The sequence below is a fragment of the Mycolicibacterium vaccae NBRC 14118 = CIP 105934 genome (genome assembly GCF_001552715.1).
Classification (GTDB): Bacteria; Actinomycetota; Actinomycetes; order Mycobacteriales; family Mycobacteriaceae; genus Mycobacterium; species Mycobacterium vaccae.
The window spans coordinates 1-12,705 of sequence record NZ_BCRS01000059.1 but is presented as its reverse complement, the minus strand read 5'-3'; the positions used below and the strand labels follow the sequence as shown (position 1 = coordinate 12,705).

Sequence of the window (12,705 nt, the reverse complement as noted above, 5' to 3'; positions counted from 1 at the left end):
GATCAGGGCGCCAATCTAGTTGTGCGCCGCGACGGCGGAGGTCCACGTCACGCCGCGTCCGGCCGACATCTTCCTGACCTCGAAACCGTGGTCGGCGCCGTATTGGAGCGCCGGCGCAGGCAACTCGGGCGCTGTACTCAATGCCAGCACGCTCGGCCCGGCACCTGACAGCACTCCTGCCACCCCGCAACGCCGCAGCACCGCGAGATATTCCGCCGAGGCCGGCATCGCGGAGGCACGTTGCGGCTGGTGCAGCACGTCCTCGGTTGCCGGCATCAGCAGATCAGGCCGCTCGGTGAGCGCAACGACCAGCAGCGCCGACCGGCTCAGGTTGAACCGGGCGTCGGTGTGGCGGACCTGCTCGGGCAGCAGCACCCGGGTCTCGGCAGTCGACGAGCGAACCTGCGGGACGGCGGCGAAGAGCGTGATATCCGGGTGCAGCCGGATCGGGGCGGCGGCGTACCGGGGCTCGCCGGCGCCGGCCTCGGTCCAGGACACGACCGCACCACCGAGGACCGCGGCGGCCGCATTGTCCGGGTGGCCTTCGAACTCCGACGACACCTGCACCAACCGCTCCTGCGACATCGGTGCGCAATTGGCCTGTGCGGCAATGCCGTTGGCAGCCGCCAGACCGCCGACCACTGCGGCGGCGGACGAACCGAGACCGCGCGAATGCGGGATGTCGTTGCGGCACCGGACGATCAGCCCGGGCGCCGAGACCCCCGTCTCGCGCAACCCGCGTTCGATGGCTCGCACCACCAGGTGCGAGGCGTCCAGCGGGACCTGTCCGGCACCTTCTCCCTCGACCTCGACGACGAGACCTGATTCCGTTGTCTCGACCACGATCTCGTCGTAGAGGCCGAGCGCCACACCCATGCTGTCGAAGCCGGGGCCGAGGTTGGCGCTGGAGGCGGCGACCACGGCGGTGGCCGCCAGGCCGGGCTGCAATGTGCGGGTCACGATCAACGAATTCCTAGACCAGCCCGAGTTTGGCGACCACGGCGACCGGGTCCACCGGCACCGGGATGACGGCGGGCATGCCCTTGAGCGCGGTGTCGGGGTCCTTGAGCCCGTTGCCGGTCACGGTGCACACGACCGTGGAACCCTTGGCGACCCAGCCGTCTTCGATGGACTTGAGCAGGCCGGCGATGCTCGCCGCCGATGCCGGCTCGACGAACACCCCTTCGGTGCGGGCCACCAGATGGTAGGCCGCCAGGATCTCCTCGTCGGTGGCGGCGAGGAACCGTCCCCCGGACTGCTGCTGGGCCTCGACGGCCGAGGTCCACGACGCGGGCGACCCGATCCGGATCGCGGTCGCGATGGTTTCGGGATCGCTGACGGGCTCCCCGAGCACCAGCGGTGCCGCGCCTGCGGCCTGCGTGCCGAGCATGCGGGGCAACCGCGCCGCCAGCCCGTCCCGGTGATACTCCGTGTAGCCCTTCCAGTAGGCCGTGATGTTGCCGGCGTTACCGACCGGCAGCGCGTGCACGTCGGGGGCGTCACCGAGCGCGTCGACGATCTCGAACGCCGCGGTCTTCTGCCCCTCGATGCGGAACGGGTTGACCGAGTTGACAAGCGAGACCGTCGGGAAATCGGAGGTCAGCTTGCGGGCCAGCTCCAGACAGTCGTCGAAGTTGCCGTCGATCTGGATGATCTTGGCGCCGTGCATGACGGCCTGAGCCAGTTTGCCCATCGCGATCTTGCCCTGCGGCACCAGCACGGCGCAGGTGATCCCGGCCCGCGCGGCGTAGGCCGCGGCCGAGGCCGAGGTGTTGCCCGTCGAGGCGCACAACACCGCCTGCTGTCCCCGCGACACCGCCTCGGTGACTGCCATCGTCATGCCGCGGTCCTTGAAGGAACCAGTCGGGTTGAGCCCCTCGACCTTCAGATGCACTGTGCAGCCGGTGTATTCGGACAGCCGGGGCGCGGGCAGCAGCGCGGTACCGCCCTCCCGCAGCGTGATCGGGGTCCAGCTGTCCTCGACGGGCAGCCGGTCCCGATAGGCCTCGATCAGGCCCGGCCAGGGCTGGTGCACGGCACGGGTGGTGCTCACTCTGTGGTCCCTTCCATCCGCAGGACGCTGTTGATGCTCTGAACGACTTCCAGATCACCCAGCGCGGCAACGGTTTCCGACAATGCGGCATCGGTGGCCTGGTGGGTCACGACGACGATGCGCGCACCGCAGCGCTGACCGCCCTCGTCGACCATGCCTTCCTGGCGCACCTCGGCGATGCTGACTTCCCGTTTGCTGAACTCGGCGGCCACCGCCGAGAGCACGCCGGGTCGGTCGGCGACGTTCATGTTGACGTAGTAGCGGGTCGGGATGACGCCGATCGGCGCGATCGGCAGTTTGGCGTACTTGGACTCCCGCGGCCCGCGGCCGCCCTGCACGCGGTTGCGCGCCGCCATGACGAGGTCACCCAGCACGGCCGAGGCGGTCGGTGAACCGCCCGCGCCCTGCCCGTAGAACATCAGGCGGCCGGCGGCCTCGGCCTCGACGACCACCGCGTTGAACGCCCCGTTGACCGAGGCCAACGGATGCTCCAGCGGGACCAGCGCGGGATAGACCCGGGCCGAGACCTTCTGCTTGCCCTTGCCGGTGGTGAGCCGCTCACAGATCGCCAGCAGCTTGATGGTGCAACCCAGCGAGCGCGCCGAGACGAAGTCGGCGGCGGTCACCTTGGTGATGCCTTCGCGGTAGACGTCGTCGGCGGTGACCCGGGTGTGGAACGCGATCGAGGCCAGGATCGCCGCCTTGGCCGCGGCGTCGTACCCCTCGACGTCGGCTGTCGGGTCTGCCTCGGCGTACCCGAGCGCGGACGCATCGGCGAGCGCCGAGGTGTAGTCGGCGCCGGTGCTGTCCATCTCGGAGAGGATGTAGTTGGTGGTGCCGTTGACGATTCCGGCGACCCGCAGCACGGTGTCACCGGCCAACGACTGGGTCAGCGGGCGGATGACCGGGATGGCACCCGCGACCGCCGCCTCGAAATACAGGTCCACGTGAGCGTGCTCGGCGGCCTCTGCCAACTTGCCCGCCGACACCGCCATCAGGGCCTTGTTGGCGGTGACGACCGATTTCCCCTGTTCCAGGGCGGCCAGGATGGCCTTGCGCGCCGGTTCGACCGGGCCCATCAGCTCGACGACGATGTCGACGTCGTCGCGCGAGACGAGCTCCTCGATGTTGTCGGTCAGCATCTCCACCGGGACGCCGCGGTCGTCGGCCACCCGCCTGACCCCGATGCCGCGGAGCGCCAACGGTGCCCCGATGCGGGCGGTCAGGTCGGCCGCGCTCTCCTCGATGATGCGCACCACTTCGCTGCCCACATTGCCCAGCCCCAATACGGCCACGCCGATTTCGTCACTCACCGCTTCACCTCACTCACTTCCAGACTCAAGAGATCGTCGACCGTCTCCCGGCGCAGGACCAGGCGTGCCCGCCCGTCGCGCACGGCCACCACGGCCGGCCGGCCGATCAGGTTGTAGCGACTCGACATCGAATAGCAGTATGCGCCGGTGGCCGCGACCCCGAGCAGGTCCCCGGGCCCGATGTCGCCGGACAGCCAGGCGTCGCGCACCACGATGTCGCCGCTTTCACAGTGTTTGCCGACCACGCGCGACAGCGTCGGCTCCGCTTCGCTGGTCCGCGACACCAGCCTGACGTCGTACTCGGCGTCGTAGAGCGAGGTTCTGATGTTGTCGCTCATTCCGCCGTCGACGCTGACGTAGCGGCGGCTGCGATCGGCGGCTACGGCGACGTCCTTGACGGTGCCGACCTCGTAGAGGGTGATGGTGCCGGGGCCCGCGATGGCGCGCCCGGGTTCGACCACCAGTCGGGGCGCGGGCAACCCGACAGCGGCGGACTCCTCGCGCACGATCGACTGCAGTTTCGCGGCCAGATCGGCCATCGGCGGCGGGTCGTCCTGCGGAAGGTACGAGATCCCCAGTCCCCCACCGAGATCGACGACGTCCATCTGAGAGGTTTTCTCCACGCCGAACTCGGCGACCACGTCGCGCAACAGCCCGATCACCCGGTGGGCTGCGATCTCGAAGCCGGCCACGTCGAAGATCTGCGATCCGATGTGGCTGTGCAGTCCGACCAGGCGGAGATGATCGGCCGCGAACACCCGGCGCACCGCAGCGATCGCGGCGCCGCTGGCCAGCGACAGCCCGAACTTCTGATCCTCGTGCGCGGTGGAGATGAATTCGTGGGTGTGCGCCTCGACTCCGACGGTGACCCGCACCAGCACGTCCTGCACCACCCCGGCGGCGCCGGCGATCGCGTCGAGCCGCTCGATCTCGATCTCGGAGTCCAACACGATGTGGCCGACCCCGGCCTTGACCGCCGCGGTCAACTCATCGACGGATTTGTTGTTGCCGTGCACGGTGATCCGCTCCGGCGGGAATCCGGCGTGCAGCGCCACCGCAAGCTCTCCCCCGGTCGCCACATCCAGTGACAGGCCCTCTTCGTCGACCCAGCGCGCGATCTCGGTGCACAGGAACGCCTTAGCCGCGTAGTGGACGTACTCGCCGCCGCCGAACGCCGCCGAGATCTCGCGGCAGCGGGCGCGGAAGTCGGCCTCGTCGATGACGAACACCGGCGTCCCGAACTCCGCGGCGATGTCGGTCAGCGGCACACCGGCGATCGAGACGACGCCGTCGTCATTGCGAACAGCGTTCTGCGGCCACACGTTCGGGGCCAGCGCGAGGACGTCCGCGGCTGCCTCGGGGCGATCCGGGACCGCTACCGCGTGGCTGTCTTCTGCGTGCCGGGGCCCGGCAGGGTGCGCGATCACATCCGCTCCGGCGCGCTGACGCCGAGGATGGCGAGACCGTTGGCGATGACCTGACGCGTGGCCGCGCACAGCGCCAACCGCGCCGCATGCAGATCACCCGGTTCCTCGTCGCCCTGCGGCAGCACCCGGCACGAGTCGTAGAACCGGTGGTAGTCACCGGCCAGGTCCTCGAGGTAGCGCGAGACCCGGTGCGGTTCACGCAAATTCGCGGCGGTCTGTAGGACCCGCGGGAACTCGCCGATGTTGCGGATCAGCGTGCCCTCCTTGTCATGGGTCAGCAGATCCAGGTGTGCGGTGTCAGGAGCGACGCCGAGTTCGGCGGCGTTGCGGGCCAGCGCCGAGAGCCGCGCGTGCGCGTACTGCACGTAATAGACCGGGTTCTCGTTGGATGCCGAGGACCACAGCTCCAGATCGATGTCGATCGGGCTGTCCACCGAGCTGCGGATCAGCGCGTACCGGGCGGCGTCGACCCCGATGGCGTCGACGAGGTCGTCGAGCGTGATGACCGTCCCGGCGCGCTTGCTCATCCGGACCGGTTGACCGTCGCGGACCAGGTTGACCATCTGGCCGATCAGCACCTCGACAGTGTCGGGGTCGTCGCCGAGGGCGGCCGCGGCGGCCTTGAGCCGGGCGATGTAGCCGTGGTGATCGGCGCCGAGCATGTAGATGCACAGGTCGAACCCGCGCTTGCGCTTGTCCAGGAAGTAGGCGAGGTCACCGGCGATGTAGGCGGGGTTGCCGTCACTCTTGATGACGACGCGGTCCTTGTCGTCGCCGAAGTCGGTGGTGCGCAGCCAGACTGCGCCGTCCTTCTCGTAGATGCTGCCGGTCTCGCGCAGCTTCGCGATGGCCTGGTCGACGCGCCCGGAGGTGTGCATCGAGTCTTCGTGGGTGTAGACGTCGAAGTCGGTGCCGAAGTCGTGCAGCGATTCCTTGATGTGGTCGAACATCAGGTTCACGCCGATGGCGCGGAACGTCTCGCGCATGTCGGAATCGGGCAGTTCCAGCGCGCCGGGCTCCTTGGCCAGCACCTGGGCGGCGATGTCGGCGATGTAGTCGCCGGCGTACCCGTCCTCGGGGGCGGGTTCGCCTTTGGCGGCGGCGATCAGCGAGTTGGTGAATCGGTCGATCTGCGCGCCGTGGTCGTTGAAGTAGTACTCGCGGGTGACCTCCGCGCCCTGGGTGCTCAGCAGCCGGCCCAGTGCGTCACCGACGGCGGCCCACCGGGTGCCGCCGATGTGGATGGGGCCGGTGGGGTTGGCCGAGACGAACTCAAGGTTGACTTTCTTGCCGCCCATGGTGGCGGAATGGCCGAAGGCGGAGCCGGCCGAGATGACGTTGCCGACGATGACGTTCTGCGCGGACGCCTCGATGCGCAGGTTGACGAATCCGGGGCCGGCGACGTCGGCGGCGGCGATGCCGTCCTGCGCGGCCAGCGCGGCGGCCAGCCAGCCCGCCAGCTCACGCGGGTTCGTGCCGACTTTCTTGCCGAGCTGCAGCGCCAGGTTGGTGGCGTAGTCACCGTGCTCGGGATTACGGGGGCGCTCCACGGTGACGGTAGCGGGCAACGCATCGGAGTCGAGGCCGTGCTCGGCCAGCACCGCGGCTGCGGTGGCCTTGAGCAGCTCGGCCAGATCGGCGGGGGTCACGGGGAACCATCCTATGGTCTGGGCTGTTCACGACCGAATCCGTTTCCGGTCCGGGCATGCGCTACGCTATCCACGCCCAACGGCGCAGCTGTACAGCAAGCGCCCCCGTAGCTCAGGGGATAGAGCGTCTGCCTCCGGAGCAGAAGGCCGCAGGTTCGAATCCTGCCGGGGGCACCCATCACGCCAGCGCAGGTCGCAAATCACATTCGCCCGGAGTGACCGAGTTGCTCACCCAGCGCGGTACCTCAGCGCGGAGTCTCGGGAAGTTCCGCGCGACCACTCAGGTGAGCGCCAGCTGGAGTCGCTCGAGCCGGCGAACCAGGATGCTGGGCAGCCATCGCCCCACGTCAACGGCCTCGATCCAGGTGGTCTGTCCGAGGAGCATCCGCAGGGCGATCCGCGCCTCCAGGCGTGCCAGCGCCGCCCCCACGCAGAAGTGTGCGCCCTTGCCGAATGCCATATGGCCTTTGGCGCCGCTGCGGTCGAGGCGAAACTCGCCGGCGTCGTGGAACTGCTCGGGATCGCGGTTGGCAGCACCCCACAACAAGAGCAGGCGCGAATCGGCAGGCACGCAGCTTCTCTTCGATGAACGCGCCCAGCAGCTCGGGGCGGCTGCGGACCTGCTCTTGAATGTCCCTACGGGTGCCAGAATCCATGCGGCGCTCCCCATGCCCGGGTTCCTCGCACTGTGGCACTGGCCGCTCAAAGACGCCGAAGCGGAGTTGGAGATGGCTCGCAGATTCCTCGGGCCGCCCTATGCGATGGACTCCGACCCCACCTGACCTCCGAGGTGCGGGACCCCTGGGCCGACTCAGCAGTGGCCGCAGCAGGCCCGGCCTTTCCATGCCTCGCGGCCTTCCCTGACTGCGACGGCCGCGATCACCAGTCCGGCGGCAGGGTCGGCCCACGACCAGCCGAAGGCGCTGTTGAGAACCAGTCCGATGAGCAGCACCGCCGAGAGGTAGGTGCACAGTAGGGTCTGTTTGGAATCGGCCACCGCCGACAGTGAGCCGAGTTCCCGGCCGGCCCGGCGCTGGGCGTAGGACAGCACCGGCATGATCACCAAACTGACTGAGGCCAGGGCGATTCCGATGGCCGAGGGCTGCGGCTCCCCCGCGCCGAGCAACGAGCGGACCGCGTCCACGGTGACGTAGGCGGCCAGCGCGAAGAACGAGAACGCGATGACACGCAGTGCGGCCTTCTCCCGCGCCTCGGGGTCACGGCCGGCGAACTGCCAGGCCACGGCTGCTGCCGACGAGACCTCGATGACGGAGTCCAGTCCGAAACCGATCAGCGCCGTGGACGACACCCGCGCCCCCTCGAGCAGCGCTACCGCAGCTTCGATGACGTTGTAGGTGATGGTGGCGGCGACGAACCAGCGGATCCGCCGGGCCAGGACGACACGCCGCGACTCTGCCGGGGCACTCATTCGCACCCGCATCCGCAGGGCCGGCCGTCGGTCCCGGGGCAGACGCAGTCCGGGTCGACGGCGAGCACCAACCCCATCAGGTCGTCGAGGGCGTGGCCGATGCGCGGGTCGGCCAGCTCGTAGCGTGCCCGGCGGCCTTCCGGCACCGCGATGACGAGCCCGCATCCCCGCAGACACGCCAGGTGATTCGACAGGATCTGCCGCGACACCCCGAGGCGGTCGGCCAGCTCGGCCGGGTAACCCGGTTCCTGGTTGAGGCTCAACAGTATTCGTGTCCTGGTCGAATCGGAGAGCGCGTGTCCGAACCGTGCCAGCGCATCGGTGTGGGCGGCCGTATGCATTCCACAACGATACATCGGTTCCTGTATTCAGGAAAGGATGTATCGCAAGGAGACGCCTACGGTCTGCGATTGACCCGTTCCCCGACCATTGCCAGCACCGACGGCGGCCTCGGCACGTCACCGGGGCAGTCCGGGGCACGCCGAGCCTCGCCGTAGTGGGTGCTCAACGGCACCACCCCCGCCCAGGCGCCCGCCGCGACGTCCTCGTCCGGATCATCGGGCCAGCCGTCACTGACCTTCAGGGACCAGTTGTCGTCGCCGATCTCAAGCCGCAGCGCCATGGTCGCGGCCAGCTCCCTACGGCTGCTGGGTCGCAGCTCGGCCACCCGGCCCGGAATGAACGCGTCGGTCAGGGCTTCCAGATATGCGACCTCCTGCTCGGCGGCCACTGCCTCGAAGGTCCCGAACAGCACCGCGCTGCGGTAGTGGAACGACGACTCGAATGCGCTGCGCGCCACCACGACTCCGTCCAGCGTCGTCACCGACACTGCCACCGGAGCACCCTCGGCGACTGCCCGCAGCCACGGCGATCCGGTGGAGCCGTGAATGACGAGCGAGTCCTCGATGCGGGCGAATCCGGTGGGAAAGACCACGGGATGGCCGTCCCGCACCAGGGCTATCGTCGCCAGCGGCGTGGCATCGAGCAGCGCGTCGAGGTCCGCGCGAGACGCGCTCTGCTTTTCGGCGAGGCGTGTGATTCTGGTCGAGGGCTGCGGCACGGCAGCAAGCCTCGCACCTCCGGGCTTCGGGCGCGCGGCGTTTTCGTGCGCGAGAAGCTACGACCACTCCGCGAGCACACGCATCTTGCCCGCCTTCACGGCCGCTTCCTTGCGCAGCCTCTTGAGCTCAGGGGCGAACGCATTCCGGTCGTTGTCCTGGAAGTTCAGCGGCAGATCGAGCGCGTTGATCAGCTTGCGCTCCAGATGCCACGGCTCCGGGTGCAGCACCCAGGACACCGTGGCGTTCTCGGCCATCCAGTGCGTCAGCACGGCTTCGCCGCCGGCAAACGTCTGACGCTTGCCCGACCCGATCCGGCGCAACGCGAAACCGAGCTCGCCACCGAGCAGGACCCCGAGCGATTTGCGCAGCGTGGAACCGTCCGCACTGGCGTTGCCCGCCCCGAAGTGGTAGCGGATGCGTTTGCGGAGGTCCTGCGGCACCCGCGGTTTGCCGTCCGCGCGGGGCGGCCCAGAGGTGATGCCGACGTAGAGCAGGGTCCAGCCGTCGCGCTGTTCGCAGCCCGAGACGTCGATGTCACCCGGGATGGTGCGGAACCACCAGCCGTGGACGCCAGGCTGCTCGGGAACCGGGCTGGGTTCGCTGAACACCTCGTCACGCGTGTACCGCTGAGCAGCAAGAAAATTCGCTACTGCGTCAGCGGCGCGCTTCGCGGATATCGACTCAGCCATCACCTCAGACTAGCCATCGGTCGGCGTGGCCGGAGCATCGCCACCTGCGGGCAGTGCCGCCCCGCGCCCGCCGGGTGGTCCCGTCAAATCCCTGTGCACAGCGACACGAACGGGATCGGCGCGCAGATGCCGATCGAGAAGCCCGGTGTCGGATCGCCGTTCCATGGGGGTGGCGGTGGAGGCGGGGGTGGAGGAGGGAGCGGCGCCGGGGGAAGCGGCGCGGCGACGCAGGTGTTCGACGGCGCGTCATAGACCGTCCCCACTCCACACTCGGCGGCCTGGGCGACGCCCGGCGGGACCGCCACCAGCGCGGCGAGCGGAGCCGACGCCGCCGCCGCGACGATCACTGCACGACGAATTCTGTGCCGCATCGTAGGGTCCTCCTTGACCGGTCCCCGACCCTGCGCGTGAACACATCGTAGGACTCCGAAGCCGCGGATCGGCCTGGTTTCGTGGGCGGTGACGGTCTGGTCGCGTCTCACGCGGCGTCCCTCGCACCGCCCGCGGCCTCCGCCCCGCCGGGGGGAGCTTGGGCTCCCGGGTCGGCCGATGAGCCGCGTGCGCGAGGAGAGTCCGGCGCTGTGGTCTCGGTGGCGGGCTCGGCATCTTCGGTGGCTTCGACGTCGTCCCCGGCGTCCTTGGTGCCGGACGTCTCCTCGACCGTCCCGCCGTCGTCGGCCTCGTCCAGTGTGCCCTCGCCCACTTCCCCGAGGATGTCGTCATCGGCGGGTCCGACCTCTTCGATCGGTGCTCCGTCGGCGGCCGGCACCGGCACTGTCCCGGCGTCCGGCGTCGTGACGTCTTCGTCCGGGACCGGCTGTTCCTCAGCGGTTTCCTCCGGCGGCTGCGACAGATCCACCGTGTCGGGAACTGCGCCTTCGGCGCTGCCCGACGCCTCTGCCCCCTTTCGATCCGCCGTGACCGCGTCGTCAGTGGATCCGACGGTCACGGCTGCGCTGAGCGTCAGCGATTGTCGGGAGTTCTGCGGGTCGGCTGTCTCGACGATCGGCGGTGGGGCCTGCTCGACGGCCGCGCCGAACGGAGCGAGGAAGAAGTCGACCTGGGCCTGCACCCAGTCGACGACGGCCTGCCATGCCTGACCGGCGCGGTCGGCGATGGAGTCGACGGTGTTGTCGAACGCGTTGATGATCGCGGCGACCAGCCCGGCACCGTGGATCGCGTCGGTGACGAACTGATCGCCGGCGTTGATCATGTCGTGCGCGAATCCGGTGAGCGCGTCGACCCCGCCGGCGATCAGGTCCCAGCCCGCGGTCAGTTCGACGTTGATCAATGGCACGAACGGCACCCACGAGACCGCATCCAGGAGATCGCTGACCGCGCCGACGGTCCGGTCGATGCCACCACGGATCGGTTCCCAGATGTTCCAGATGCCGTTGGACACGTCGGCAAGAAGATGCGACGCCCCGACCACGGCATCGCCGAGGAAGCCTTCCGGGAGGTCGGCCGCCGGCGGGCGCGGAGGGTAGAAACCTATCGGCGGCAACGGAATCCACGCACCCACCTCGTCGATGCCCAACCACACCACCGCCAGGCCGAGGTCGACCACCCAGTCCGCCACGTTCTTGAGCGCCGACCCATCGCCGCGGAGCCAGTCGGTGCTGTTGAAGACCCCGCTGTTGATCAGCGACTCCGCGAAGTTGTAGACGACCATGATCTGGTTGGCGAAGATTCCCACCCACGGAATCCAGGCGACGACGTCGGAGGCGACCTCGAATCCGTAACGGACCCACGGCTCGATTGCCTCATAGGCGTTGTCGATGGCGTTGGCCAGTGCGATCAACGAGGGGGTCGGAACGAGCGTTGGCGTGGGATCCAACACCAGCGCCTGCGCCGCAGCCATCAATCGCAGGTCGGAAGCGGTCAGCGACATCGGCGGCTGCGCCGGGACGGCGGCCTGCACGGCGATGCGTTCGTTGTGTTGCGGGTGCCAGATATCAGGCGGCGGGGCTACCCCCACAGCCAGCGCGATGGTGCTCGCGCTGAGCGCTGCGCCTGCGAGCTTGAGCGTGGGCCGCACCGAGATCTCCATGGGCTCCCCCCGGATGAGATGCCTCGGAGTGTCCTCCCGCACCGGCCGCGGCGTGCCGGTTTCCCCGGATTCGGGTCACCGGGTTCCTGCGCCGCCCTGTGTTTCCCCCGACGAGCTCTTCCGGCTTTCAGCGGCGATCGGGGTGGCCGCACATCTACTGCGGGTGGCGGGCCAGATAGTCCTCGACGCGGATGGGCTCGGCCGCCGCGTAGCCCACCGGCAGAACCACGTCGCCGGCGCTCGAGTTGTAGTAGACGTCCCACCGGTAGTAGCCGGCAAACGCCACGGGATCCGCGGCGATCAGCGTCGCGTATTGGGTGACGGCCCGCACGTAGTTGTTCGAGTTGTTGTACCGGTAGAGCGCAGCTTCGCGGTCGCGCGCGAAGCCGTGCGCGGCGAGGAACCGGCCGGCGGCCATGATGCTGTCGCGCTCCGCGGTGATGTCGCCGCCTGCGCCGTACGACGCGAATGTCGAGGGCAGGAATTGCATCGGCCCCTGCGCACCCGCCGTGCTGACCCCGGCGATCCGCCCGAACGCGGTTTCGACCAGGTTGATGGCGGCCAGATAGTTCCATGCCACCCCGGAGCCGGCCTCGGACTCGCGGTAGTACCCCACCAGTTCCGGCGCCGGCGCCGGCGGCTCGATCCGCCACGCCGGCAGGGTCGGCTTACCCCGACCCGTGCTCATCGCGGTCAACTGCCTGCGGGCGTCGACGTTGCGGTCGTAGACCTCCAACAGCGGTCCCGGCACCCGCGGCCGCACCACCGCGTCCCATTCAGGATGACGCCCGAGCACCCGGTAGGCCACCTGCTGGCGGCGTGCGGCGGCAAGCAGATCAGCCTCTGACGCCGATGGGTCGCGCAACGTGCGCTCGTCGGCGACCAGGTGGTCGACGAGCGCGACAGGATCGGCGGCCAGCCGGGGCTGAGCACTCGGCGGGGGCGACGGCGGTAGCGGCGAGGCCGGTCTTGATGGCACAGGCCGCGGCGCCACCTGCGCGACCTCGGCGCCACGCTCGGCCTCGCGGGCCGGC

The 12,705-nt window shown here is 69.2% G+C and carries 12 protein-coding genes, 1 tRNA gene and 1 pseudogene; 1 reads left to right on the top strand and 13 read right to left on the bottom strand.

The features are described from left to right. Positions 1–15: 15 nt before the first annotated feature. Genes thrB through argS form a run of 5 tightly spaced genes read right to left on the bottom strand, consistent with a single transcriptional unit; the run spans position 16 to position 6,442 of the window. A complete protein-coding gene (gene thrB, locus MVA01S_RS13310) occupies positions 16–960 on the bottom strand; it encodes a homoserine kinase (RefSeq protein ID WP_003931015.1) in 945 nt (314 codons plus the stop codon). A gap of 13 nt (positions 961–973) precedes the next feature. After that, positions 974–2,053: a threonine synthase gene (thrC, locus tag MVA01S_RS13305; RefSeq protein ID WP_003931014.1), complete on the bottom strand. Its 1,080-nt coding sequence runs from the start codon at positions 2,051–2,053 to the stop codon at positions 974–976. Next, entirely contained in the window at positions 2,050–3,366 is a 1,317-nt protein-coding gene (locus tag MVA01S_RS13300; RefSeq protein ID WP_003931013.1) for a homoserine dehydrogenase, read from the bottom strand. The genes thrC and MVA01S_RS13300 overlap by 4 nt, the downstream gene beginning before the upstream one ends. After that, complete coding sequence (gene lysA, locus MVA01S_RS13295; protein WP_003931012.1) at positions 3,363–4,793, bottom strand: diaminopimelate decarboxylase; 1,431 nt, start codon at positions 4,791–4,793, stop codon at positions 3,363–3,365. Before lysA ends, MVA01S_RS13300 begins: the two co-directional genes overlap by 4 nt. Beyond that, positions 4,790–6,442, bottom strand: a complete 1,653-nt coding sequence (argS, locus tag MVA01S_RS13290) for an arginine--tRNA ligase (RefSeq protein WP_003931011.1) — start codon at positions 6,440–6,442, stop codon at positions 4,790–4,792. Before argS ends, lysA begins: the two co-directional genes overlap by 4 nt. 101 nt (positions 6,443–6,543) lie before the next feature. Between argS and MVA01S_RS13285 the strand changes: the two genes are divergently transcribed. Next, positions 6,544–6,616, top strand: a tRNA-Arg gene (locus MVA01S_RS13285). A 106-nt stretch (positions 6,617–6,722) separates the two neighbouring features. Here MVA01S_RS13285 and MVA01S_RS13280 read toward each other — a convergent pair. The 8 genes and pseudogenes from MVA01S_RS13280 to MVA01S_RS13250 all read right to left on the bottom strand — a co-directional run. Further along, positions 6,723–7,112: pseudogene (locus MVA01S_RS13280) on the bottom strand (cytochrome P450); the annotation flags it as partial. Positions 7,113–7,253: 141 nt separating this feature from the next. Continuing rightward, a complete protein-coding gene (locus tag MVA01S_RS13275) occupies positions 7,254–7,871 on the bottom strand; it encodes a cation efflux transmembrane domain-containing protein (RefSeq protein ID WP_003931009.1) in 618 nt (205 codons plus the stop codon). Continuing rightward, positions 7,868–8,212 (bottom strand): ArsR/SmtB family transcription factor, encoded by a 345-nt coding sequence (locus tag MVA01S_RS13270; protein ID WP_003931008.1) that lies wholly within the window; start codon positions 8,210–8,212, stop codon positions 7,868–7,870. The genes MVA01S_RS13275 and MVA01S_RS13270 overlap by 4 nt, the downstream gene beginning before the upstream one ends. 56 nt (positions 8,213–8,268) lie before the next feature. Next, positions 8,269–8,931, bottom strand: coding sequence for a pyridoxamine 5'-phosphate oxidase family protein (locus MVA01S_RS13265; protein WP_003931007.1), 663 nt, complete (start codon positions 8,929–8,931; stop codon positions 8,269–8,271). A gap of 57 nt (positions 8,932–8,988) precedes the next feature. Next, the gene (locus tag MVA01S_RS13260; RefSeq protein ID WP_040541572.1) at positions 8,989–9,621 is read right to left on the bottom strand and encodes a GIY-YIG nuclease family protein; all 633 of its coding nucleotides are present in this window, start codon (positions 9,619–9,621) and stop codon (positions 8,989–8,991) included. An 83-nt stretch (positions 9,622–9,704) separates the two neighbouring features. Next, positions 9,705–9,992: a hypothetical protein gene (locus MVA01S_RS30440; protein ID WP_003931005.1), complete on the bottom strand. Its 288-nt coding sequence runs from the start codon at positions 9,990–9,992 to the stop codon at positions 9,705–9,707. A gap of 107 nt (positions 9,993–10,099) precedes the next feature. After that, a complete protein-coding gene (locus tag MVA01S_RS13255) occupies positions 10,100–11,671 on the bottom strand; it encodes a hypothetical protein (RefSeq protein WP_003931004.1) in 1,572 nt (523 codons plus the stop codon). A 154-nt stretch (positions 11,672–11,825) separates the two neighbouring features. Then, positions 11,826–12,705, bottom strand: an 880-nt coding sequence (locus MVA01S_RS13250; RefSeq protein WP_060941611.1) for a lytic transglycosylase domain-containing protein, incomplete at its 5' end; no start/stop codon positions are given.